Genomic DNA, 21,585 nt, shown 5'->3' with positions numbered 1-21,585 from the left:
CCCGCGCCCGGTAGTGGTGGGGGGGGGTGTCGGCCTCGCGCCGTAGCGCGCGGTCTACCATGTGGGCGGCGCCCCCACCCCCCCCCCCCGTGGTCCCCAACTCACGCGTGTGGCGGACATCGAGGGGAGGGTAAAGAGCGGGCGAAGACGCTTGCGGCTCCAGGAAGGTTCCATATTTCGGCACGGCGAGCGGCGCTTCCGGCTCGCCGAAATCGAGGCCGCCCAGCCTGGCGGCATAGAGCAAGGAGGCTCGGGCATTCCGGGGCCCACCCTCGCGCCAGTACTGCGCAAGCCGGTCCAGCGCCTCCTGCGGCACGGTGGAGAGCTGGGACAGTCGCCCATCCGGCCTAGCGTCACCGGGGATCAAGGCGAGCGCGATGCCGCGGGTGCGCGCCGTCGCCGCCAGTTCCTCCACGCCATAGCGCCAATAATCGAGGCCGCCGAGCAGGCGCACCACGATCGTCCTGGCGTGGCGGGCCGTCTTGTCGATGTAGAGGTCGACGGACATCGGATGGCGCAGCTTCTGCAGCGGCGCCAGGCGCAGATCGTCGAAGCCGGACGCAGCTGCCAGGGCGAGGTCGCTGTCGGTCAGCGAGGCGAACACGATCGCGCCGGGAGCCTGGTCGAGATCGACGGCGGCCTCGCTGGCATCGAGCGAACGCGTATCGGCCGGCAGCAGATGCATCAGACTATCCTTGCGGTATCAGCATGGCCCAAGTTCAGCATGGCCCAAGTGACGTAAGCGATACGGAATTGTCATTCCCGGCCGTATCCTCACAAGCTTTGCTTGTGAGTGGCAGCGAGGGGAAGGGAATCCAGGGCTGTCGAACTCGCCGGGGATGACAGTTCTGCTTCATCACTGCCCGATGCTATCACCCCTCCAGCGTCTTGCGGATGCCGGCCTGGTCGATGCCCTTCTCGCCGATGATGACGAGGCGGCTCGAACGGGTTTCCTCCGGCGCCCAGGCGCGGTCGAAATGCTGCGAGAAGCGGGCGCCGACGCCCTGGACCAGCAGGCGCATCGGCTTGCCGTCGACGGCGACGAAGCCCTTGATGCGCAAGATATCATGCTCCTCGGCCGCCGCCTTCAGCTTGCGCACCAGGGCATCGGCATCGAGGATGGCCGGCAGGTCGACCACGAAGGTGTCGAAATCGTCGTGGTCGTGCTCGGCCTCGTGGTCGTGATGGGAGGGCCGGGCCTCCAGGTCGTTCTCGGCCGCGGCCCCGAGCCCGAGCAGCACGGCCGCGTCGATGCGGCCCTCGGAGGTGCGCACCACCTTGACGGCGCGCGGCACGGTCTTCTCGATGTCCTTCTCCACGCTGTCGGCCTCGCCGGCGGAGAGGAGATCGGCCTTGTTGAGCACGACGAGGTCGGCGCAGAGGAGCTGGTCCTCATAGACCTCCTCAAGCGGATTGTCGTGATCGAGGGAAGCGTCGCCCTCGGCCTGGCGCTTGAGCTCTTCCGGGTCATCGGCGAAGCGGCCGGCCGCGACCGCCGCGCCGTCGACAACGGCGATGACGCCGTCGACGGTGACGCGCGAACGGATCGCCGGCCAGTTGAAGGCCTTGACCAGCGGCTTGGGCAGAGCGAGGCCGGAGGTCTCGATCACGATGTGCTCGGGCGCGTTCGGGCGTGCCAGCAGCGTCTCCAGCGCCGGCACGAAATCGTCGGCCACGGTGCAGCAGATGCAGCCATTGGCGAGCTCGACGATGGCGTCTTCCGGGCAGCTCTCGATGCCGCAGGACTTCAGGATGTCGCCGTCGACGCCGACATCGCCGAATTCGTTGACGATCAACGCCAGCCTGCGGCCGTTGGCGGTGGCCAGCAGGTTGCGGATCAGCGTGGTCTTGCCGGCCCCGAGAAAGCCGGTGACGATGGTGCAGGGAACTTTCGCGGTCTCTGATCTTACAGGGGCGTTCATTCGGCGGCGTCCTTGAGGGTTGGCAGGGGTGGGATGCGCGCGATCATGCTGCGCTTGAAGACGTCGGGACGGCCGCGCCAGGGCATCAGGCCATCGCTGGAATGGGCAAGGAGATCGATCCCGGTGAGGATGTCGGGGCCGCTCTCGGCAGTGAGATCGCCGAAGACATAGGTCCAGGTACCGGGCGCCGACAAAGCCACCGTGCAGGAACGCTTGCAATTGCCCAGGCACTCGACCGGCTGCAGCTCGACGCTTTCGGGCAGCATGCCGGCGAGAGCGTCGCGCAGCCGGGCGCCCTGGCGCGGCGCCTCGGGGGCATCGCCCTCGCGCCTGCAGGTCACGCAGACGAGCAGCCGGACTGGGAGAGTTGTTTCTGGCATCGGCCCTGTTCATCGCCGCCGGAGCGGATGGAGGGCGCGGGACCGACGGCATGGCCGGCGATCGTCCGGGAAGACGGAACCGGCCTCCGAGGCGCCCCGCCCGGACCGGTGACAACAGTACGACCGGCAGGTCTCCTGGCTCGCGGCTCATCGCCCCCCGCCGCCTTCCCGGTTGCCCAGTGGCCTCAAGGCGGGACGCTTGCCGCTTACAGTTGCGGGGGCAGCCGCGGCTTTGGCATCCAGGACAGCCCTCAACCGGGCCCCCTTCATCCGCACCGCATTCCCTCTTCTCTCTTAACGAGAGACCGATCGCAGCTGACATAAGGGGTGCGCGGGCGTGCTTGTCAATGTTCCCGCTTCCAAACCACGCGCAAAATCCGGCATAAAGGCCGACGATATCGCCACATCAGCGAGGCTGCCATGCCCGAAGAGAAGCCACCGGCACCGCCGACCGAGCCGGAGAAGATCGACGTCATCTTCCGCGGCGGTTCGGTGACGGCCATCGGCGTCGTGCTTGCCTTCTCGCTCGGCTTCCTCAACAACTGGGCCTCGCAGCCGGGAACCTGGATCCCGGAGGACCTGGCAGCCGTCTTTCTTATCGGGGGCGGCATCATCTTCCAGGTCTGGGCGCTGGCCGGCATGCTTTCGCCCACTTCGCTGCAGGGGCTGGTCTATCGCCGTATCGTCCGCATCTTCCTGACCGGCCTCATCCTCGTCTCGGTGGGCGTTCTCGTCGCCATCGCCGGCGATGCACTCGGCTACAGCCGGATCTGGTTCAAGCAATAGGCCAAGGCCCCTTCGCAACTGGCAGCCGCGTTTCTCGACGGTTTCCAGACTGCACAAACTCTCACGTCTGCGTTACCCGTCACCCCAGCGCCATGATTGCCGCCACAATTTGGCCTTCCCGCAATCGCCCACCAGAAGGCCGACGCCGATGGGCCCGGACCTTCTGCCCGGCATCAGCCGCTGGAAGGCCTGCCCATGGTTGCCATCACCGTCAATTCGACCACCCACCAGCTCGACATCGAGCCCGAGACCCCTCTGCTCTGGGTCCTGCGCGATGAACTCGGCCTCACCGGTACCAAGTTCGGCTGCGGCATCGCCCAATGCGGCGCCTGCACCGTCCATGTGAACGGCGCCGCCATCCGCTCCTGCCAGACCCAGATCGGTGACGTCGACGGTGCCACCATCACCACGATCGAGGGCTTGTCGGCAGACGGCAAGCATCCGGTCCAGCAGGCCTGGCTGGCCGAGGACGTTCCGCAATGCGGCTATTGCCAGTCGGGCCAGATCATGGCCGCCGTCGCCTTCCTGAAGGATACGCCCGCGCCCACCGATGCGGATATCGACAACGGCATCACCAATATCTGCCGCTGCGGCACCTATCCGCGCATCCGCGCCGCCATCCATCGCGCCGCCGAACTGATGAAGGGGTGAGGCCATGAACGCGATCGACCGTACCTCGACTGCGCTGAGCCGGCGCAGTTTCCTGGCCATCGGCCTCTCGGCCGCCGGCGGCCTCATGATCGGCGGCTTCATCCCCGATGCCGCCCACGCTCTTGATATTGCCGACCAGCCCTGGGCCGGCACGGCCACTGAAGGCGAGATCAATGCCTGGATCCTGATCGAGCCCGACGACACCGTGATCATCCGCGTGGCGCAATCGGAAATGGGCGAGGGCATCTTCACCGCCCTGCCGATGATCGTCGCCGAGGAACTCGGTTGCGACTGGGCCAAGGTGAAGCCCGAATACGCCTCGGCCAGCCGCAATTTGCGCGAGAACACCGTGTACAAGCGCATGGGCACCGGCGGTTCCGGCGCCGTACGCCGCTCGCGCGAATTCCTACAGGCCGCCGGCGCCAATGCCCGCGAAAGGCTGGTGCAGGCGGCGGCTGCGCGCTGGCAGGTACCGGCCGAAAGCTGCAGCGTCGATGCCGGCAAGGTGCTGCACCAGGCCAGCAATCGCAGCCTGCGTTTCGGCGAACTGGCCGGCGAGGCCGCCAAGGTCACGCTGGCCAAGGAACCCGCAATCAAGACACCCGAGCAGTTCACGCTGATCGGTAAGCCGCTGGCGCGCCTGGATACGCCGCCCAAGCTGACGGGAGCCGCCAAATACGGCATCGATATCCGCCTGCCTGATATGGTCTATGCCGCTGTGGTGACATGTCCCGTCTTCGGCGGCCGCGTGAAATCCCATGACGAAACCGCCATCAAGGGCCGCCGCGGCATCCTGGCCTTGGTGCCGATCGAGGGCGGCCTCGCCGTGGTGGCCGACCGGTTCTGGCGTGCCAAGGAAGCGGCGCTTGCCCTGCCGGTGATATGGGAGGAGGGCCCCGCCGCCGAGACAGACAGCAAGGGTTTCGACGCCGACTATGTCGCCGCCCTCGACGGCCCTGCCGTCACGGCGCGCAAGGAGGGCGATGTCGAGGCCTCCCTCGCTCGCGGCAAGCGTGTCGACGCCCTCTACCAGGCGCCGCATCTGGCCCATGCGCCGATGGAACCGCTCAACTGCACCGCCCATGTCCATGACGGCAAGGTCGAAGTCTGGATGGGCACGCAGAACCCCGATATGGCGCTCCAGCTCGCCGCCAAGGCGGCGGGCGTCGCTCCCTCCGAGGTGGAGATCCACAATTGCTTCCTCGGTGGCGGCTTCGGCCGGCGCGCCGTCAATGACGAGCTCGTTCAGGCCGTGACGGTATCGAAGGCGGTGGGCAAGCCGGTCAAGCTGGTGTGGACGCGCGAGGAGGACATGCACCACGACCGCTATCGCCCCCAGGCCGCCATCCGCTTCCAGGCCTCCCTCGGCGAGGACGGCCTGCCGGCGGCGATCCATGTCCGCACCGCCGTCGGGTCCATCCAGCGCTCGCTCGGCTGGGGCAAGGTGGAGAACGGCGTCGAGCCCTCCGCCGTCGAGGGCCTCGCCAACATGCCCTACCGCACCGGTGCGGCCCAGATCGACTGCATCCTCAAGAACACCCATGTGCCGGTGATGTTCTGGCGGTCGGTCGGCTCGTCGCAGAATGCCTTTGCCCTGGAGAGCTTCATCGACGAAATGGCCCAGGCCAGTGGCCAGGACCCCTATCGCTTCAGGCGCAAGCTGCTCGAGGGCAAGCCGGATTTTCTCGCCGTGCTCGACACGCTGGCTGAGAAGAGCGACTGGGGCAAGCCGCTGCCCAAGGGCCGGGGGCGCGGCATCGCCATCCACGAATCCTTCGGCACCATCGTCGGCGAGGTGGTGGAGCTCGCCGTCAGCCCGCAGGGCGAGGTGAAGGTCCAGCGCGTGGTGGCGGCCGTCGATTGCGGCCATGTCGTCAATCCGCTCACCGTGGAGATGCAGATCGAGAGCGCGGTGGTGTATGGCCTGTCGGCCGCCCTGTTCGGCGAGATCACTATCGAGAAGGGCGCGGTGGTGCAGGGCAATTTCGACGATTACCAGGTCGCCCGTCTCGCCGACACGCCCCCGATCGAGACCCATCTCGTGCTCAGCGGCGGCAAGAAATGGGGCGGCATCGGCGAGCCCGGCACGCCGCCGATCGCCCCGGCCGTCTGCAACGCGATCTTCGCCGCCACCGGCAAGCGCATCCGCAGCCTGCCGGTCAAGAACACCGACCTGAAATGGGGGCCGGTGTGAAGTCTTGCCCTTACCCCTCCATGAGAGGGTGAAATCGCTCCCTTGCCTTCCTGCCCCGAACCCGGCAGGAAGGCGGCATGTCCTCTCCCCGACTCACCCTCGTCCTCGGCGGCGCGCGTTCCGGCAAGAGCCGGCATGCGGAGAGCCTGATCTCGGCCCATCCCGCGCCCTGGACCTATATCGCCACCGCACAAGCCTTCGACGACGAGATGCGCGAGCGCATCGGCGAACACCAGGCCCGGCGCGACGCCAATTGGCACACGGTCGACGCGCCCCTGGCCCTGCCGGAAGCGCTTGTGGCGACGCAGGGTCCCGTGCTGGTCGACTGCCTGACACTCTGGCTCACCAATCTCATGCTGGGCGGCCATGACCTCAAATCCGCCTTCCTCCAGATGCAGGAAGCGCTTGGGGCTGTAGCCGGTCCGGTGGTGATGGTCAGCAACGAGGTGGGCCTGTCGATCGTGCCTGATAATGCCCTCGGCCGGGCCTTCCGCGACGAGCAGGGCCGGCTCAACCAACGGATCGCCGACATTGCCGACCGGGTGATCTTCATGGTCGCAGGCCTGCCGATGGTAGTGAAGTAATTGGATGCTGAGATGACTGACGATGCCGCACGCCACAAGGCGAAGATGGAAAAGCGCAAGGCCATGCAGGATGCCGAGGTCGCTTCCAAGACCATCACGGAAAAGGGCCTGCTGATCGTCAACACCGGCCCCGGCAAGGGCAAGTCCACGGCAGCCTTCGGGCTGATCATGCGCGCGCTCGGCCATGGCTGGCCCGTCGGTGTAGTGCAGTTCATCAAGGGCGCCTGGTCGACCGGCGAACGCAAGGCGCTGGAGCGCTTCGAGGACCTGGTGACCTGGAAGAGCATGGGCGAGGGCTTCACCTGGGAGACCCAGGACCGCGAGCGCGACGTCGCTGCCGCCGGGCGGGCCTGGGACGCGGCCAAGGCGTTGCTGGCGGATCCCGCCATCCGCCTCGTTGTGCTCGACGAAATCAACATCGCCCTGCGCTACGATTATCTCGACCTCGCCGAGGTGGTGGAAACACTGAAGGCGCGCCGGCCGGACCTGCATGTCGTGGTCACCGGCCGCAATGCCAAGCCGGAGCTGATCGAGGCGGCCGACCTGGTGACCGAGATGACGCTGGTGAAGCATCACTTCGCCGCCGGCGTGAAGGCCCAGCAGGGCATCGAGTTCTAAGGCGCGGCCGTCCTCATGATCCAACAGCATCCCGAGCGCTCGGCGCTGGTCGCCATCCTGTGCGTCGCCGGCGCCGCCCTGATCTTCGCCGTGCTCGCCGGCCTGGTCATGCAGGGCGGCACGGAGGCCTTCGATCGCGCCATCCTTTTGATGATGCGCAACCCCGCCGATCTCACCGATCCGCTCGGGCCGGGCTGGCTCGAAGAGATGATGCGCGATTTCACCGGCCTGGGCGGCGTCGGCGTGCTGACGTTGACCACCCTGGTCGTGGCAGGTTTTCTTGCGCTTTCGGGATCGCCGCGCAGCGCCGTCTTCGTCATCCTCGCCATCGGCAGCGGCATCCTGATGAGCTCGCTCCTGAAATATGGCTTCGACCGACCGAGGCCCGACCTGGTGGCGCATGGCTCGAGGGTCTACACGTCGAGCTTTCCCAGCGGCCACTCCTTCATGTCCGCCACCGTCTATTTCACGCTCGGCATCATGCTGGCCCGCAGCTTTCGCTCGCGCGCCCTATCGGTCTACATCATGGTGGTGTGCACGCTGCTGACCTTCGGGGTCGGCGCCAGCCGCGTCTATCTCGGCGTGCACTGGCCCACCGACGTGATCGCCGGCTGGGTGATCGGCGCCGGCTGGGCCCTGTTCTGCTCGCTGCTGGCCCAGCGTCTATGGGGCGACTGAAGCGGGACGTTTGGCCGGCGGCGCATAGACTTCGATGGCGTGGCGCCGGAGCTTGAAATGCGCCGGTGTCCATGTGGTGAGCTCGCCATCGGTATTGACCGGGCGCGGCCGGTTGGTGCGGATCATCAGCTCGGTGGTGGCGAAGGCCCGCACATCGTCCCACTGGCCATGGGTGCCCTTGCGCAGGCTCGGCAGCAGCTTAAGCAGGCGCCACCAATGATCGACCTCCAGACTGTAGAAATCCAGCTTGCCGTCATCCGCCGTAGCCGTCTGCTCCACGCTCATGCCGCCGCCGTAATATTTGCCGTTGCCGACCGAGACCTGCAGGGTCCTGATCTTCTCGGTGGCGCCGTCGTGGTCGAGATAGGCGGTGAAGAGCTGCGAGCGCGCCAGCAGCCGGGCCGCCACGATGCCGTAGCCGAGCTTGCCGAACATTTTCTTGGCCTTCTCGGAAAGTTCGGCGGCGAGATCGGCGCTGAAGCCGATGCTGGCCACGTTGAAATAGAGCTGGCCGTTGACCTCGCCGAGATCCATGGGCCTGGGCTGCCCGGTTACGACGAGTTCGGCGGCTTTCAGGGGATCGGCCGGGATCTCGACGGTGCGGGCGAAGTCATTGGCGGTGCCGAGCGGGAGCACTCCGAGCGGCAGGCCCGTTTCCATCAGACCCCGGGCGGCGGCGTTGAGGCTGCCATCACCGCCGCCGACGATGACGAGATCGCATTCGTCCTGGCGCCGCAGGATCACATCGGCGATCTTCTCATCCCCCTGCGGGCTCGCCTCGATGAGCTGGATGCCGCCCGTTTCCAGAACCTTGCGGATCGCTTCGGTGCCCTTGCCACCATTGCGCGCGTTAGGATTGACGATGAAGAGCGCGCGCCTGCCCTGCTGTGAACCAACCATACCCTGCCCCAGTGCCCCTCGCGCCGAGCGCGAGACCCGAAACGTGACTGCCTAATCGGCAATTGGGCGCATTCCATGGCCATCGTCCGCAATGTCGATGCAGAGCTCCGAATTCAGATTGGTGACCGCAGAGTTTGGAGTGCCTGACGTGCGATCTTTCCGGGTGCACGGGCATCTGCCCGTTCTTCCGATCCCCCAAGTGCCGTATTTCTAACAACGGGCAAGATGCCCGTGCACCCGGAGCCCGCCTTTCGGCTCCGGCGGTACAGCACCTACTCGGCTGCTTCGACCTTCGTCGCCTCGTCTGCATCGATATGGCCGGAACGGATGCGAATCATGCGGTCGCAGCGGGCAGCGAGGCCAAGGTCATGCGTCACCAGCACGAGGGTGGCACCGCGCTCGCGCTTCAAGCGGAACATCAATTCGACGATCCCCGTGCCCGTGCCCTCGTCGAGATTGCCGGTCGGCTCGTCGGCGATCAGGATGGCCGGCTCGGGAGCCAGGGCGCGCGCCAGCGCCACGCGCTGCTGCTCGCCGCCCGAGAGTTGGGCTGGATAATGGGCCTTGCGCGCGCCGAGGCCCACGGCTTCCAATTCGGCCTCCGCCCTCGCGAAGGCGTCGCGCCGTCCGGCCAGTTCCAGCGGCACGGCGACATTTTCGAGCGCCGTCATGGTGGGGATGAGGTGGAAGGACTGGAAGACCACGCCGATATGCCGTCCGCGAAACTTGGCAAGGCCGTCCTCGTCGAGGACACCCAGATCCTGACCGGCGATACGGATGCTGCCGCTGTCGGGCCGCTCCAGCCCGCCCAGCGTCATCAAAAGCGTGGATTTGCCCGAACCGGAGGGACCGACGAGGCCGACCGCTTCCCCCTGCCTTATTTTCAGCGTAACGCCCTTGAGAATGTGAACGCGCGCCGCGCCGGTGCCGAGGCTGAGATGGACATCAGCCAGATCGATCGCTTCGCTCATTCGCATCCTGCCTGAAAGGTTTTCGTGATCGTGTATCGTATCTATGCATCGATTGTGGCAATTCTCACATTGCTTGTCATGAGCCCGCTTGCGGCCGTATCGGCCGAGCCGCTGCGGCTGGTGGCGCTGGGGGACAGCCTCACCGCCGGCCTCGGTCTGGAAGCCAGGGATGCCTATCCCGCCAAGCTGCAGGCAGCCCTTGCCAAGCTCGGCGTCGAGGTGACGATCGACAATGCCGGCGTCTCCGGCGACACCACCGATGGCGGCCTTGCCCGGCTCGACTGGTCGGTGCCCGACGGCACCAGGGCGGTGCTGCTCGAGCTCGGCGCCAACGACATGCTGCGCGGGCTCGATCCCAAGCTCGCCCGGTCCAATCTTGCCACCATGCTGGAGCGGCTCAAGGAGCGCAAGATCCCGGTCCTGCTCATGGGCATGCGTGCCGCGCCCAATCTCGGCGCCGACTACCAGAAGGCGTTCGATGCCATCTATCCCGATCTCGCCACCCAGTATGGGGCCGAACTCTATCCCTTCTTCCTCGACGGGGTCGCCGGCACGCCCGGCCTCAACCAGGCCGACGGCATGCATCCGACCGCCGCCGGCGTCGATGCCATCGTCGCCAGGCTGACGCCTGTGGTGGCTGAGTTCGTAAGGAAATTACGGTAAGGCTGCGCGCCAAAGGCCAAGCGCGCCAGGCGCCGGGGCAATTCAAGGGAGGCAGCACGAATGGGCATCGAAGAGCGAGCAAAGGGCGAATTGCGCCTCATACCGGCGCGCAAGGGCGTGGCGGAGCGGGTGAAGGCCGGACAGACGGTGACCGTCATCAACACCCATGGCAGCCAGGTCGTCGACAGCTGGGCTTTCAATGCGGAAGATCCCAGCGAGTTCATGTCGATGGAGCACAGCCGCGGCGCCATGCTGCGCGTCAATCCCCAGCTCGGCGACACGTTGCGCAGCAATCGCCGGCGCCCCATGCTCACCTTGACCGAAGACAATTCCGGCGGCATCCACGACACGCTGATCGCCGCCTGCGATCGCTATCGCTATGAGCAGCTCGGCCATGTCGGCCATCACGACAGCTGCACCGACAATCTGGCGCACGCCCTGGCTTCGCTCGGCATCACCGGGGCGGAGACGCCGAGCCCGCTCAACCTGTTCATGAACATCCCCGTCGACACGGATGGCCGCGTCTCCTTCCAGCCACCGGTGTCGACGCCGGGCTCGCATGTCCGCTTCAAGGCCGAGATGGACCTGATTGTCGTCTTCTCGGCCTGTCCCCAGGACCTGGTGCCGGTGAATGGCGCCGACTGCATCCCCCAGGATGCGCATTACACCGTCGATTGATCGCCATAGGCTCCCCGGACAGGAAACCATGAGCAACCATCCCTTCCAACCGCTCGATTCAGGGCTCGTGCCGCGCTTTGCCGGCCCTTCGACCTTCATGCGCCTGCCGATGGCGCGGCCGGAAGAGGTCGACATCGCCCTCGTCGGCATTCCCTTCGACGGCGGTGCCACCAATCGCACCGGCGCACGACATGGTCCCCGAGAGGTCCGCAACCAGTCGAGCCTGGTGCGGCGCGTGCACCACGTCACCGGCGTCTCGCCCTTCGACAGGGTGCGGGCCGGCGATTGCGGCGACGCCCCGATCAACCCGCTCGACCTGATGGCGACCCTCGAGAGCATCGAGGCCTTCTATGGCGAGATCCATGCCGCCGGCGCCCGACCGCTGACGGCGGGCGGCGACCATCTCACCACGCTGCCCATCCTGCGGGCCCTGGCGAAGCAGGCGCCTGTCGGCCTCGTCCAGTTCGACGCCCATTCCGACACCTATGACAGCTTCTTCGGCAGCCGCTACAATCACGGCACACCCTTCCGCCGCGCCATCGAGGAAGGGCTGGTCGATCCCAGGCGCATGATCCAGATCGGCATCCGCGGCGCGATCTCCGATGCGGCCAATTACGACTTTGCCCGCACTGCCGGCGTCCGCATCGTGTTCATAGAGGAGTTCATGGCCCGCGGCGTGGCCGACGTCATGGCCGAAGCGCGCGCCATCATCGGCGACAGTCCGGCCTATCTCTCCTTCGACATCGATGCGCTCGATCCCTCCTTCGCGCCCGGCACGGGCACGCCGGAGATCGGCGGCATGTCGACGCGCGAAGCCCAGGCGATGATCCGCCTGATGGAAGGCGTCCATCTTGTCGGCGCGGACCTGGTGGAAGTCTCTCCGCCGCTCGACCCCTCCGGCCTCACCGCCCTGACCGGCGCGACGCTGATGTTCGAGCTGCTCTGCGTGATGGCGGGCGGCGAGAGGTAGGGCGCGCTGTCATCCCACCACGCGCAGCGGCTTGTCGATGGCCTGCAGCACGCGCGCCAGGTCATGTCCGCGCTTGAGGATCATGCCGGTCGGCGCCAGCACGCTATAGGCCCCCTGGCGCTGAGCCAGCGAGGGATCCTTGACGATACGGTAGAGCGGCATTTCCGAGGCGCGCCGGAAGATGGAGAACACCGCCTTGTCGCGCAGGAAATCGATGGCATAGTCACGCCATTCGCCATGGGAGACCATGCGCCCATAAAGATTCATGATCTGGCGCAATTCATGCCTGTCGAAGGCGATGGCTGGGGGATCGGGGCGGCGCGAAGCGGAAAGTTGCGCGACATCTGCGCTTTCGCTTCGCGAAAACAGCGATCCCGGCGGATCGGCCTCCGTCATGACGCCTCCTGTGTAAACGGTTTGTCGTCACACTGTCATGATTGCGCCGATCCGCGTCGCGTTCAAGTTTTATCGCCTCACGAAACGGTCATCGCAGGGGAAGACTGCCGTCTCCCGTAGCGATACGCCCGTAAAGCTCGGGCCTGCGGTCGCGGAACAGCCCCCAGGCTGCGCGTTCGGCGCGAATCGCCTCGAGATCGAAGCTTGCCGTCAGCACCGCCTCGCCGGAGCGCCCGGCTTCCGCCAGCAGTTCGCCGTGCTGGCCGGCAATGAAGGAGGAACCGTAGAAGGTCACCTCCTGCTCGCCGAAACGCTCGACGCCGATACGGTTGGAGGCCATCACGGGCATGATGTTGGCGCCGGCATGGCCGCGCATCACCGTGCGCCAATGCTCCATCGAATCGAAGCCGGTGGCGGGCTCCGAGCCGATCGCGGTGGGATAGAGCAACGCATCCGCACCCATCAGGGCCATGGACCGCGCCGCCTCGGGAAACCACTGGTCCCAGCAGATGCCGACGCCGATGGTGCCGAAGCGGGTCGGCCAGACCTTGAAGCCGGTATCGCCGGGCCGGAAATAGAACTTCTCCTCATAACCCGGCCCGTCCGGAATATGGGATTTGCGATAGAGGCCGAGGACGCCGCCATCGGCGTCGACCATCACGAGGCTGTTGTAATAGGCCTGGTTGGCGCGCTCGAACAGGCTGACGGGCAGGACCACGCCGAGCTCGGCGGCCAGGGCGCGCATGGCCTTGAGGGTCGGATGGTCCTGGTCGAGCGTGCGGGCCTTGGCGAAATGCTCGGCCTTCTCCTCCTGGCAGAAATAGAGATCCTCGAACAATTCCTGCACCAGCACGACCTGCGCGCCGGCCCCGGCCGCCTCGCGCACCAGGCGCGTCGCCGTGGCCACATTGTGGTCTACGCTGTCGGTGCAGGCGAACTGCACCACGCCGAATGTCGTGTTGGCCATCACACGCCCTCGAAGCCGGTGAGGACGCCGACGGCGTTCACCGCGATTTCGGCCACGGCATAGCCGCCCTCCATCACGAAGAGCGTCGGCAGGCCGAGCCTGGCGATGCGCGCACCGATGAGCGGGTAATGCTCCGTCTTCAGCTTGAAGGCGCTGATCGGATCCTTCTCGAAGGTGTCGACCCCGAGCGAGACCAGCAGCACGTCGGGCTTGTAGGCCGCCGCCTTGGCACAGGCATCCTCCAGCGCCGCGCCCCAGACCTCGAAGGTCGTGCCTGCCGGCATCGGATAATTGACGTTGAAGCCTTCGCCCCTTCCGGCACCCTTCTCGTCGGCAAAGCCGAGGAAGAAGGGATATTCATTGGCGGGGTCCCCGTGCAGATTGAGCACCAGCACGTCGTCGCGCTCGTAGAAGATCTCCTGCGTGCCGTTGCCGTGATGGTAGTCGACATCGAGGATAGCGACCTTGCGGGCACCGTTGTCGAGGAACCACTGCGCCGCCACGGCGGCATTGTTGATGAAGCAATAGCCGCCCATGAAGCCGGAGCCGGCATGATGGCCGGGCGGACGGCAGAGCGCGAAGGCCGATTTTTCCCCGCCCTGGACCAGGCCGGCCGCGGTGAGCGCCACCTCATAGGAGGATTTGATGGCGTCCCAGGTGCCTTCCACGAAGGTGGCGCCGGCATCGAAGGAATAATAGCCAAGCAGCGCCTCGATCGATTCCGGCGGCCTGTCGCCCCTGAGGCCGCGCGTCGGCCAGGTGAAGGGCATCGCCGTGCCCTCGCGCCCGGCAGCCTTCCACATCGGGTAGGCCCGCCCGAGAAAGTCGATGAAATCGGGCTTGTGCACACGCCGGGCGGCATCGAGCGAATGGGTCTGCGGCGCCAGCACCGGGCCGAGCCCGACCTCATCGATGCGGGCACGGATGAACTCGGCGCGCGAGGGCATCTCGAAAGCCGGCACGATGGCGCCGGCCACCAGTTCGACATTGCCGGCATGGCCCTTGTGGCGCTCGGAATAGACGGATTTCATCGGGGAGCGGGTTCCAGTGACTGTTCCTGGAATTGTGATCACAATTTCCAGGCCTTAGCAAGGGCAACCAGATCGAAGGGGACAACCGGCGCCATTCCGCCCCTATTGCTTTTACCTAGGGGCAGTGTTTCATTCGCCGGACGGGATGACATTTGCATGATACGAGCTAAGAAGCATTCCGATACCACCCAGGGAGGTTCTATGCGTTTCGTAAAATTCGCGGCCGGCGCATTGGCGCTGATGGCCAGCATGGGCATGGCCAGCGCCAAGGATTGGTCGACCATCAAGATCGGCACCGAGGGGGCCTATCCTCCCTTCAACAGCCTGACGCCATCGGGTGAGATCGTCGGCTTCGACGTCGACATCGCCAAGGCCGTCTGCGAGAAACTGAAAGCCAAATGCACCGTCGTCGCACAGGATTGGGATGGCATCATTCCCGGCCTGAAGGCCGGCAAATACGATGCCATTTTCGCCTCGATGTCGATCACGGACGAGCGCAAGAAACAGGTCGATTTTTCCAGGTCCTATTACCAGACGCCGGCCGTCTGGGTCGCTCCCAAGGACAGCAAGATCAAATCCTTCGACTCCGAAGGCCTGAAGAGTTCCATCGTCGGCACCCAGTCCTCCACCATCCATTCCAACTTCCTGGAGGGTGAGATCGGCACCGGCGGCGCGCAGGTGAAGCTCTATCCCGCCCAGGACGAGGCCAATGCCGACCTCGCAGCCGGGCGCATCGACGCCGTCGAGGCCGACAAGAGCGCCATGACGGAGTGGCTCAAATCCGATGCCGGCAAGTGCTGCGAGATCAAGGCCGAGATCGACATCAAGAAATATGTGAAATATTTCGGCACTGGCGTCGGCGCGGCCGTGCGCAAGGAGGATACGGATCTTCGCGACGCTATCAGCAAGGCGATCGAGGAAATCCACGCCGACGGCACCTACCAGAAGCTGAACGCCAAGTATTTTCCGTTCGACCTCTGGGTGCCCTGACGCCACCGCCTGAGACGCGTGACGCATAGGCCGCTGGCCCCGTATGAGGCCAACGGCCATGACGTGACGGCGCATTGATCGGCCTGGCATCGAATCCGGTGCCAGTGCCCTATCCCGATGGCTCGGCGGCGGGGAGACGGAATGGAACTTCTGGGATTTGGTGCAACGGGATGGGGCCCCCCGCTGCTGCAAGGCGCCATGATGACCCTGGGCCTGGCCTTGTGCACCCTGCCTTTCGGCCTGCTGCTTGGACTCGCCGTGGCGATGGCCAAGAATGGCGGCCCCATATGGCTCGGCGTCGTCTGCGGCATCTATACCTCGCTGTTTCGCGCCTTACCCGAGCTTCTCACCATCCTGATTGTCTATTTTCTGGGCCAATCCGCCATCAATGCTCTTCTGACGGCCCTGGGGATCGGCATCCAGATCGAAGTCAGCGGTTTTGCCGCCGGTTTCATGGCCCTCGGCCTGGTGCTCGGCGCCTTTTCCAGCGAGGTCTGGCTCGGCGCCCTGCGCAGCCTTTCCAGGGGGCAAAGCGAGGGCGCGGCGGCACTGGGCCTCAGCCGCGTTGTGACATTCCGCAAGATCATCCTGCCGCAGTTGATCCGCACGGCCCTACCCGGCCTCGGCAACAACTGGATGGCGCTCCTCAAGGATACCTCGCTGGTCTCCGCCATCGCGGTCAGCGAATTGATGTACATGACCAACAGGGCCGTCTTCGCGACCAAGCAACCGCTGCTGTTCTACGCGGCCTGCTGCCTGCTCTATCTGGCCATGGCCATCCTGTCCGGCATCGCCCAGACAATGCTGGAAAGGCACTATAATCGCGGCCAGAAGCTGGCGAGGGCCTGAGCATGGAGACGCTCTGGTCCGGATTTCTTGCTCTCGTCGGCGATATCGGCCTCAACAATGACCTGCTGGCGACCTATGGCCCGCGTTTCCTGGCCGGCCTGCGCCTGACACTGCTGCTGGTCGCCCTGGCCATGGTGCTGGGCGCCCTGCTGTCCTTTCCGATCGCAATGGCACGCATGTCGCGCAACCCGGTCCTGCGGGGGCTGGCCTTTGGCTATATCTACTTCTTTCGCGGCACGCCGCTGCTGGCCCAGGTCTATCTGATCTATAACGGCCTCGGCATCTTTCTCGGCGCCCACAAATCCCTCTTCGAGGACCTGGGCCTATGGTGGCTGCTGCGCGACGGCTTCTATTATGCAGTGATCGCCTTCACCCTGAACACCGCCGCCTACCAGGCCGAAATCCTGCGCGGCGGCATAGAAGCGCTGCCGCGGGGCCAAACGGAGGGAGGCCTCGCCCTCGGCCTGCATTCGGGCCAGATCTTCCGCAAGATCATCCTGCCCCAGGCCCTGATGGTGAGCCTGCGCCCCTATGGCAACGAGTTGATCCTGATGCTCAAGGCGAGTTCGGTCGCCGCCCTCGTCGCAGTCCCCGAACTGATGGGCGTGACCCGCCTGGCCTTCTCGCGCACATTCGATTTCCAGGCCTATATGTGGACAGCGATCCTCTATCTGATCATGGTCTTCGCCATCGCCCATGTCTGGAACCTGCTGGAGAAGCGACTGACCCGGCATCTGCACCGTACCATGCCGCAAACGGCGGCGACTGCGCAGGCGCATTGAGCCAGACCGGCACGCCAGACTAGATTCGGTCGACCAGGGTGGCTCCTGCCGCCTTCATGGCGGCAATCCCCGCCGCGACGGAACCGCCGAGGTCGATGCCGCGGCAGGCATCCAGCACCACGATGGTCTCGAAGCCCAGCCGCCTGGCATCCTCAGCCGAGAATCGCACGCAGAAATCGGTGGCGAGGCCGACGCAGAATAGGCGATCGATGCCGCGCTCCCTGAGATAGCCGGCAAGCCCGGTCGGCGTCCGGCGGTCGTTCTCGAAAAAGGCCGAATAGCTGTCGATGGCAGGATTGTAGCCCTTGCGGATGATCATCTCGGCCCCGGGGAGGACCAGGCCGGGATGGAACTCGGCCCCCTGGCTGCCCTGGATGCAGTGATCGGGCCAGAGCGTCTGCTCGCCATAGGGCATGCTCACGGTCGTGAACGGCACCTTGCCCGGATGGCTGGAAGCGAAGGAGGAATGGCCGGGCGGGTGCCAGTCCTGTGTCAGCACGCAATGGGCGAAATCTCCGGCCATCCGGTTGATGTCGGGCACCACCGAATCGCCGTCGGGCACGGCGAGCGCCCCGCCCGGGCAGAAATCGTTCTGCACGTCGATCACCAGGAGGACGTCGTTCGGAGCGGGCTTCATGAAATTCTCCCCCAAAGCGTCTTTGCGATTTGACGGAAATCACTTCAGATCGCAAAGACGCGTCGAACCGGAAAGTTGGAGCAAAGCGGCGTTTTCCCCAAAACGCGCTTTGCTCCAAGATGCCTCTATCTTGATCACGCCGGCCGGAAGATCAACTTGCCTTTGGATCTGAGGGAGCTACACAGGAGAACAGGCTGCGGATTGCGACTCGCGGCCGGCAAAGGCAGGACCCCATGCGTCCAGATTTCTCTCCCTCCATCGTCGGCGCCGAACACAGCTATTTGCTGCATGGCCAGCGCTTGAGCGCCCCCTCCCTGCTGCCGGGTCTCCACGTGGTGGCGACGCCCATCGGCAATCTCCAGGACATCACGCTGCGGGCGCTGACCACGCTGGCCGCCGCCGATCTCATCGTCTGCGAGGATACGCGCGTCACCAGCCGCCTCACCAACCATTACGGAATCAGCGCCCAGCTCCTGGCCTATAACGACCACAATGCCCCTCGCGTGCGGCCCCAGATCCTGGAGCGCCTCACCAGCGGCCAGGGCGTCGCCCTGGTCTCGGATGCCGGCACGCCCATGGTGTCGGATCCCGGCTTCAAGCTGGTGCGCGAGGCCATCGAGACCGACATTCCCGTCTTTGCCGCGCCCGGCCCCTCCGCCGCGCTGGCGGCGCTCGCCGTCGCCGGCCTGCCGACCGACCGTTTCTTTTTCGAAGGCTTCCTGCCCAGCAAGGACGGCGCGCGCGCCAATCGCCTTGCCGAGCTCAAGACCATCCCGGCCACGCTGATCTTCTACGAAAGCGGCCCGCGCCTCGCTGACAGCCTGGCCGCCATGGCGACGGCGCTCGGCGACAGGGCGGCGAGCGTGGCGCGGGAGCTCACCAAGACCTATGAGACGGTCTATCGCGGCACACTCGTTTCGCTGGCCACCGACTTCGCCATTGCGGACGAGCCGAGAGGCGAGATCGTGGTGGTGGTCGGACCGCCGGTCGAGGAAAAGGCCAGCGCCGACGACATCGAGGCTTCGCTGGCCGCCGCCCTCGAAACGCTTTCGGTCAAGGATGCCGCGGCCGCGGTTTCGGCCCGTCTCGGCCTGCCTAAGCGCGACGTCTATGCCCGCGCCGTCGAGATGGCCTCTGAGCGCCGCAGCAGGGCCTCTTGAGCAAACCCGAACGCCAGGCCGCCTTCCGCGTCGGCCTCAATGCCGAGGCGCGGGCCGGCTGGCTGCTGCGCCTCAAGGGCTACCGCCTGCTCGCCCGCCGTTTCAAGGTGCCGGGCGGCGAGATCGACCTGATCGCCCGCCGCGGCGGCACGCTGGTCTTCGTCGAGGTGAAGGCGCGCGCGGATCTGGCGATGGCGCTCGAAGCGATCACGCCCACCCAGCAGCGACGCATCGCCACCGCGGCCCGGGCCTGGCTGGCACGCCATCCCGATCAGGCCTTGCTGGTCCAGCGTTTCGATGCGGTCTTCGTGACGCCGTGGCGCTGGCCGCGCCATCAGGCCAACTGGTTCGAGATGGATCTGGGGTGATTTGGGGGGCGGGTCTTCGGACCCGCCTGAAACACAGCGCCTGAAGGCAAAGAAGGCGGGTCCGAAGACCCGCCCCCCAAAACTTACCGCCCCAGCACCCGGTTCAGCCAGTCGGCGATCGGCCGGCCGGTGTTGCGCGGCGCATTCGCCGTCATCACCGGCTCGACAGCCACAGGCTGGTCCTCCGGTGCGCCGTCGAATTGCGGCTGCGCCGCGATGACGTCCTCCGGCGGCGGCGCTTCGCGCACCCAGGGCCGGCCCGGCAGCGGCGCCGGCGACAGGCCCTTATGGGCCCCACGCATGAAATCGTTCCAGATCTGCGCCGGCAGGCTGCCACCGGTCATGCGGGCGGTGGAGGTGCCGTCGTCATTGCCGAGCCAGACCGCCGTTACCATGTGGCTGGTATAACCGATGAACCAGGCATCGCGATAATTCTGGCTGGTGCCGCTCTTGCCGGCCGACTGCCAGCCGGGCAGGCCGTATTTGCGTGCCGTACCGACCGTGAGCGTCTGGCTCATCATCGCATTCATCATGCCGACCTTGTCGTCCTCGATGACACGCTGATTGCCGGGAGCCTGGCGCTGGAACAGCACCTTGCCCTTCTCGGTCTTGATGCTCTTGACCACATAGGGGATCACCAGCCGCCCGCCATTGGCGAAGGTGGCGTAGGCCGAGGTCATCTCCAGCGGCGTCACTTCCGAGGTGCCGAGGGCGATCGAAGGATTGGGTTCCAGGTTGGAATTGATGCCGAGGCTGTGGGCGACGGCCACCACCGCCTTCGGCCCCACTTCGGCGCACAGGCGCACCGCCACCGTGTTGAGCGAGAGGGCGAGCGCCGTCGTCAGGGATACTGGGCCGCGATATTCGCGCGAGAAGTCCTTCGGGCTCCAGCCTGCCAGGGTAATCGGGGCATCGTCACGCACGGTATCGGGGGTGGCGCCGTTCATCAGGGCGGCGAGGTAGACGAAAGGCTTGAAGGTGGAACCGGGTTGGCGATTGGCCGAGATCGCCCGGTTGAACTGGCTCTCGGCATAGGAGCGCCCGCCGACCATGGCCCTGACGGCACCGTCGGGATCCATCGCCACCAGGGCACCCTGGCTCACGCGCAGCTTGCCGCCAGATTTGTCCAGGCCCTGACGCAGCGACTGTTCGGCGAGATTCTGCAGCTTGGCATCGATGGTGGTCTCCACCACCACATCGGTGTCGAGCGGGCCGGTGAGGTCGCTGAGCTGGTTGGAGATCCAGTCGGCCGGATAATTGCCGGAGGAGCGGACCGCCAGTTTGGAAACCTTGACCGGCGTCGCCAGCGCCGTTTTCTCATCTTGCGCAGTGATCGTCCCGGTATCGACCATGGCGTCCAGCACGAGTTGGGAACGGTCATGCGCGCCCTTGGGATTCTTGGTCGGATCGAGCGAGGACGGAGCCTTGACCAGGCCGGCCAGGGTCGCGGCCTCGGCAATGGTGAGATTCTTGGCAGGCTTGCGGAAATAACGCTGTGCCGCCGCCTCGATGCCATAGGCGCCCGCGCCGAAATAGACGCGGTTGATATACATCTCCAGGATCTGGTTCTTGGAGAATTTGCGCTCGAGATAGACGGCGAGGATCGCCTCCTGGATCTTGCGCCGCAGGCTGCGTTCGGGGGTGAGGAAGACGTTCTTGGCGAGCTGCTGCGTCAGCGTCGAGCCACCCTGGGTCAGCCGATGGGTGGTGAGATAGACATAGCCGGCACGGGCCAGGCCCTGCGGATCGACACCGTAGTGGGAATAGAAGCGCCGGTCCTCGATGGCGACGAAGGCCAGCGGCACATATTTCGGCAGGTCCTTGAGCGAGACCGCGGCGCCACCCATTTCGCCCTGGTTGGCGAGTACGGTGCCATCGGCGGAGACGATCTTCACATTGGGCGGGCGCGGCGGTACTTCCAGATTCTGGATCGGCGGCAGGTTGGCGGCATACCAGGCCACGACGCCACCGACGCCGAGCAGGCCCCACATGCATAGCAGGAAGGACCAGTAGGTCAGGCGATAGAGCATGGAGCGCCGGCGCTTGGGCTTGCGCCCGCCGCCCGAACTGCCGCCACCGCCCCCGCCGCCACGGCGGTTGGAGCCGCCGCCCCGCGAGGAGGATCCGCCGAACAGGCTCCAGCCCTTGCTCGAGCGCGCGGTCTTGGCGCGGGAGGCCGAGCGCTCGCGCAACTCCAGCGGTACGGGCGCGGGGCGGTCTTCCCGGGTCAGGCGGAAACTATCAGCCTGATCGGCTTCCTCGCCCTTTTCGGGCTCGAAACGGGGTTCGACCCGCTCAACCATGCGCCGTTGGCCCTGCGCCATCCCAGCCTTCCAAAATCATTACAATCAGATCAGTCATATCAGCGCCGGGTTAAGCAAGGGCTACCGCAGCTTGCGACATTTGCTTT

23 protein-coding genes, 1 pseudogene and 1 riboswitch are annotated in these 21,585 nt (G+C 65.8%); of the genes and pseudogenes, 14 read left to right on the top strand and 10 right to left on the bottom strand.

Annotation, left to right across the window (positions count from 1 at the left end; all coding sequences use genetic code 11):
* The 3 genes and pseudogenes from U1R88_RS06900 to U1R88_RS06890 form a co-directional block, all read right to left on the bottom strand.
* Positions 1-685, bottom strand: a pseudogene (locus tag U1R88_RS06900) (hypothetical protein); the annotation flags it as partial.
* Between the two features lie 187 nt (positions 686-872).
* Complete coding sequence (gene cobW / locus U1R88_RS06895) at positions 873-1,922, bottom strand: cobalamin biosynthesis protein CobW (protein WP_322430600.1); 1,050 nt, start codon at positions 1,920-1,922, stop codon at positions 873-875.
* Complete coding sequence (locus U1R88_RS06890; protein WP_322430599.1) at positions 1,919-2,302, bottom strand: DUF1636 domain-containing protein; 384 nt, start codon at positions 2,300-2,302, stop codon at positions 1,919-1,921. Before U1R88_RS06890 ends, cobW begins: the two co-directional genes overlap by 4 nt.
* Before the next feature lie 108 nt (positions 2,303-2,410).
* Positions 2,411-2,627: riboswitch (cobalamin riboswitch) on the bottom strand.
* 95 nt (positions 2,628-2,722) lie between these two features.
* On the opposite strand from U1R88_RS06890, the gene U1R88_RS06885 reads away from it, so the two are divergent.
* The 6 genes from U1R88_RS06885 (at position 2,723) to U1R88_RS06860 (ending at position 7,813) form a co-directional block, all read left to right on the top strand.
* Complete coding sequence (locus U1R88_RS06885; protein ID WP_322430598.1) at positions 2,723-3,088, top strand: hypothetical protein; 366 nt, start codon at positions 2,723-2,725, stop codon at positions 3,086-3,088.
* 195 nt (positions 3,089-3,283) lie between these two features.
* A complete protein-coding gene (locus U1R88_RS06880; protein WP_149253765.1) occupies positions 3,284-3,739 on the top strand; it encodes a (2Fe-2S)-binding protein in 456 nt (151 codons plus the stop codon).
* A gap of 4 nt (positions 3,740-3,743) precedes the next feature.
* Positions 3,744-5,933, top strand: a complete 2,190-nt coding sequence (locus U1R88_RS06875; RefSeq protein WP_322430597.1) for a xanthine dehydrogenase family protein molybdopterin-binding subunit — start codon at positions 3,744-3,746, stop codon at positions 5,931-5,933.
* Between the two features lie 77 nt (positions 5,934-6,010).
* The gene (gene cobU, locus U1R88_RS06870) at positions 6,011-6,517 is read left to right on the top strand and encodes a bifunctional adenosylcobinamide kinase/adenosylcobinamide-phosphate guanylyltransferase (RefSeq protein WP_322430596.1); all 507 of its coding nucleotides are present in this window, start codon (positions 6,011-6,013) and stop codon (positions 6,515-6,517) included.
* Positions 6,518-6,529: 12 nt separating this feature from the next.
* The gene (gene cobO / locus U1R88_RS06865) at positions 6,530-7,135 is read left to right on the top strand and encodes a cob(I)yrinic acid a,c-diamide adenosyltransferase (protein ID WP_322430595.1); all 606 of its coding nucleotides are present in this window, start codon (positions 6,530-6,532) and stop codon (positions 7,133-7,135) included.
* 15 nt (positions 7,136-7,150) lie between these two features.
* On the top strand, positions 7,151-7,813 hold the full coding sequence (locus U1R88_RS06860; RefSeq protein ID WP_322430594.1) for a phosphatase PAP2 family protein: 663 nt from the start codon (positions 7,151-7,153) through the stop codon (positions 7,811-7,813).
* Here U1R88_RS06860 and U1R88_RS06855 read toward each other — a convergent pair.
* Positions 7,799-8,713 carry a lipid kinase gene (locus U1R88_RS06855; RefSeq protein WP_322430593.1) on the bottom strand — a complete coding sequence of 305 codons (915 nt, stop codon included), beginning with the start codon at positions 8,711-8,713 and terminating at the stop codon, positions 7,799-7,801. The genes U1R88_RS06860 and U1R88_RS06855 overlap by 15 nt on opposite strands.
* A gap of 272 nt (positions 8,714-8,985) precedes the next feature.
* Positions 8,986-9,684, bottom strand: coding sequence for an ABC transporter ATP-binding protein (locus U1R88_RS06850; protein ID WP_322430592.1), 699 nt, complete (start codon positions 9,682-9,684; stop codon positions 8,986-8,988).
* Positions 9,685-9,762: 78 nt separating this feature from the next.
* Between U1R88_RS06850 and U1R88_RS06845 the strand changes: the two genes are divergently transcribed.
* The 3 genes from U1R88_RS06845 to speB are packed head-to-tail and all read left to right on the top strand — an operon-like array spanning position 9,763 to position 11,995.
* Positions 9,763-10,347 (top strand): arylesterase, encoded by a 585-nt coding sequence (locus U1R88_RS06845; protein WP_322430591.1) that lies wholly within the window; start codon positions 9,763-9,765, stop codon positions 10,345-10,347.
* A gap of 60 nt (positions 10,348-10,407) precedes the next feature.
* On the top strand, positions 10,408-11,025 hold the full coding sequence (locus tag U1R88_RS06840; protein WP_322430590.1) for an urea carboxylase-associated family protein: 618 nt from the start codon (positions 10,408-10,410) through the stop codon (positions 11,023-11,025).
* A gap of 28 nt (positions 11,026-11,053) precedes the next feature.
* Positions 11,054-11,995 carry an agmatinase gene (speB, locus tag U1R88_RS06835; protein WP_322430589.1) on the top strand — a complete coding sequence of 314 codons (942 nt, stop codon included), beginning with the start codon at positions 11,054-11,056 and terminating at the stop codon, positions 11,993-11,995.
* A 9-nt stretch (positions 11,996-12,004) separates the two neighbouring features.
* Here the strand turns inward: speB and U1R88_RS06830 are convergent, their stop codons facing one another.
* From U1R88_RS06830 to U1R88_RS06820, 3 genes are all read right to left on the bottom strand, one after another.
* Positions 12,005-12,391, bottom strand: a complete 387-nt coding sequence (locus tag U1R88_RS06830) for a DUF2794 domain-containing protein (protein WP_322430588.1) — start codon at positions 12,389-12,391, stop codon at positions 12,005-12,007.
* A gap of 88 nt (positions 12,392-12,479) precedes the next feature.
* Positions 12,480-13,358, bottom strand: coding sequence for an N-carbamoylputrescine amidase (aguB, locus tag U1R88_RS06825; protein WP_322430587.1), 879 nt, complete (start codon positions 13,356-13,358; stop codon positions 12,480-12,482).
* Positions 13,358-14,389: a histone deacetylase family protein gene (locus U1R88_RS06820; protein ID WP_068299461.1), complete on the bottom strand. Its 1,032-nt coding sequence runs from the start codon at positions 14,387-14,389 to the stop codon at positions 13,358-13,360. Before U1R88_RS06820 ends, aguB begins: the two co-directional genes overlap by 1 nt.
* A gap of 201 nt (positions 14,390-14,590) precedes the next feature.
* On the opposite strand from U1R88_RS06820, the gene U1R88_RS06815 reads away from it, so the two are divergent.
* The 3 genes from U1R88_RS06815 (at position 14,591) to U1R88_RS06805 (ending at position 17,010) form a co-directional block, all read left to right on the top strand.
* A complete protein-coding gene (locus tag U1R88_RS06815) occupies positions 14,591-15,379 on the top strand; it encodes a transporter substrate-binding domain-containing protein (RefSeq protein WP_322430586.1) in 789 nt (262 codons plus the stop codon).
* Between the two features lie 141 nt (positions 15,380-15,520).
* Positions 15,521-16,228, top strand: a complete 708-nt coding sequence (locus tag U1R88_RS06810; protein WP_322430585.1) for an ABC transporter permease — start codon at positions 15,521-15,523, stop codon at positions 16,226-16,228.
* Between the two features lie 2 nt (positions 16,229-16,230).
* Entirely contained in the window at positions 16,231-17,010 is a 780-nt protein-coding gene (locus U1R88_RS06805; protein ID WP_322430584.1) for an ABC transporter permease, read from the top strand.
* Positions 17,011-17,029: 19 nt separating this feature from the next.
* Here the strand turns inward: U1R88_RS06805 and pncA are convergent, their stop codons facing one another.
* A complete protein-coding gene (gene pncA, locus U1R88_RS06800) occupies positions 17,030-17,647 on the bottom strand; it encodes a bifunctional nicotinamidase/pyrazinamidase (protein ID WP_322430583.1) in 618 nt (205 codons plus the stop codon).
* 233 nt (positions 17,648-17,880) lie between these two features.
* Here pncA and rsmI point away from each other — a divergent pair, with 233 nt between their 5' ends.
* On the top strand, positions 17,881-18,807 hold the full coding sequence (gene rsmI / locus U1R88_RS06795; protein ID WP_322430582.1) for a 16S rRNA (cytidine(1402)-2'-O)-methyltransferase: 927 nt from the start codon (positions 17,881-17,883) through the stop codon (positions 18,805-18,807).
* Complete coding sequence (locus U1R88_RS06790; protein ID WP_322430581.1) at positions 18,804-19,175, top strand: YraN family protein; 372 nt, start codon at positions 18,804-18,806, stop codon at positions 19,173-19,175. The genes rsmI and U1R88_RS06790 overlap by 4 nt, the downstream gene beginning before the upstream one ends.
* Before the next feature lie 83 nt (positions 19,176-19,258).
* Here U1R88_RS06790 and U1R88_RS06785 read toward each other — a convergent pair whose 3' ends face one another.
* Positions 19,259-21,499 (bottom strand): transglycosylase domain-containing protein, encoded by a 2,241-nt coding sequence (locus U1R88_RS06785; protein WP_322430580.1) that lies wholly within the window; start codon positions 21,497-21,499, stop codon positions 19,259-19,261.
* Between the last annotated feature and the right edge of the window lie 86 nt (positions 21,500-21,585).

The organism is Labrys sedimenti (assembly GCF_034424805.1).
Taxonomy (GTDB): domain Bacteria; phylum Pseudomonadota; class Alphaproteobacteria; order Rhizobiales; family Labraceae; genus Labrys; species Labrys sedimenti.
Note: the sequence above shows the minus strand (reverse complement) of the source record. Positions and strands in the feature narration are given on the sequence as shown.

What these genes read in the sequence shown, in the direction of transcription:
- cobW (WP_322430600.1), bottom strand. Translation starts at nt 1,922, where the DNA reads ATGAACGCCCCTGTAAGATCAGAGACCGCGAAAGTTCCCTGCACCATC.
- U1R88_RS06890 (WP_322430599.1), bottom strand. Translation starts at nt 2,302, where the DNA reads ATGCCAGAAACAACTCTCCCAGTCCGGCTGCTCGTCTGCGTGACCTGC.
- U1R88_RS06885 (WP_322430598.1), top strand. Translation starts at nt 2,723, where the DNA reads ATGCCCGAAGAGAAGCCACCGGCACCGCCGACCGAGCCGGAGAAGATC.
- U1R88_RS06880 (WP_149253765.1), top strand. Translation starts at nt 3,284, where the DNA reads ATGGTTGCCATCACCGTCAATTCGACCACCCACCAGCTCGACATCGAG.
- U1R88_RS06875 (WP_322430597.1), top strand. Translation starts at nt 3,744, where the DNA reads ATGAACGCGATCGACCGTACCTCGACTGCGCTGAGCCGGCGCAGTTTC.
- cobU (WP_322430596.1), top strand. Translation starts at nt 6,011, where the DNA reads ATGTCCTCTCCCCGACTCACCCTCGTCCTCGGCGGCGCGCGTTCCGGC.
- cobO (WP_322430595.1), top strand. Translation starts at nt 6,530, where the DNA reads ATGACTGACGATGCCGCACGCCACAAGGCGAAGATGGAAAAGCGCAAG.
- U1R88_RS06860 (WP_322430594.1), top strand. Translation starts at nt 7,151, where the DNA reads ATGATCCAACAGCATCCCGAGCGCTCGGCGCTGGTCGCCATCCTGTGC.
- U1R88_RS06855 (WP_322430593.1), bottom strand. Translation starts at nt 8,713, where the DNA reads ATGGTTGGTTCACAGCAGGGCAGGCGCGCGCTCTTCATCGTCAATCCT.
- U1R88_RS06850 (WP_322430592.1), bottom strand. Translation starts at nt 9,684, where the DNA reads ATGAGCGAAGCGATCGATCTGGCTGATGTCCATCTCAGCCTCGGCACC.
- U1R88_RS06845 (WP_322430591.1), top strand. Translation starts at nt 9,763, where the DNA reads ATGAGCCCGCTTGCGGCCGTATCGGCCGAGCCGCTGCGGCTGGTGGCG.
- U1R88_RS06840 (WP_322430590.1), top strand. Translation starts at nt 10,408, where the DNA reads ATGGGCATCGAAGAGCGAGCAAAGGGCGAATTGCGCCTCATACCGGCG.
- speB (WP_322430589.1), top strand. Translation starts at nt 11,054, where the DNA reads ATGAGCAACCATCCCTTCCAACCGCTCGATTCAGGGCTCGTGCCGCGC.
- U1R88_RS06830 (WP_322430588.1), bottom strand. Translation starts at nt 12,391, where the DNA reads ATGACGGAGGCCGATCCGCCGGGATCGCTGTTTTCGCGAAGCGAAAGC.
- aguB (WP_322430587.1), bottom strand. Translation starts at nt 13,358, where the DNA reads ATGGCCAACACGACATTCGGCGTGGTGCAGTTCGCCTGCACCGACAGC.
- U1R88_RS06820 (WP_068299461.1), bottom strand. Translation starts at nt 14,389, where the DNA reads ATGAAATCCGTCTATTCCGAGCGCCACAAGGGCCATGCCGGCAATGTC.
- U1R88_RS06815 (WP_322430586.1), top strand. Translation starts at nt 14,591, where the DNA reads ATGCGTTTCGTAAAATTCGCGGCCGGCGCATTGGCGCTGATGGCCAGC.
- U1R88_RS06810 (WP_322430585.1), top strand. Translation starts at nt 15,521, where the DNA reads ATGGAACTTCTGGGATTTGGTGCAACGGGATGGGGCCCCCCGCTGCTG.
- U1R88_RS06805 (WP_322430584.1), top strand. Translation starts at nt 16,231, where the DNA reads ATGGAGACGCTCTGGTCCGGATTTCTTGCTCTCGTCGGCGATATCGGC.
- pncA (WP_322430583.1), bottom strand. Translation starts at nt 17,647, where the DNA reads ATGAAGCCCGCTCCGAACGACGTCCTCCTGGTGATCGACGTGCAGAAC.
- rsmI (WP_322430582.1), top strand. Translation starts at nt 17,881, where the DNA reads ATGCGTCCAGATTTCTCTCCCTCCATCGTCGGCGCCGAACACAGCTAT.
- U1R88_RS06785 (WP_322430580.1), bottom strand. Translation starts at nt 21,499, where the DNA reads ATGGCGCAGGGCCAACGGCGCATGGTTGAGCGGGTCGAACCCCGTTTC.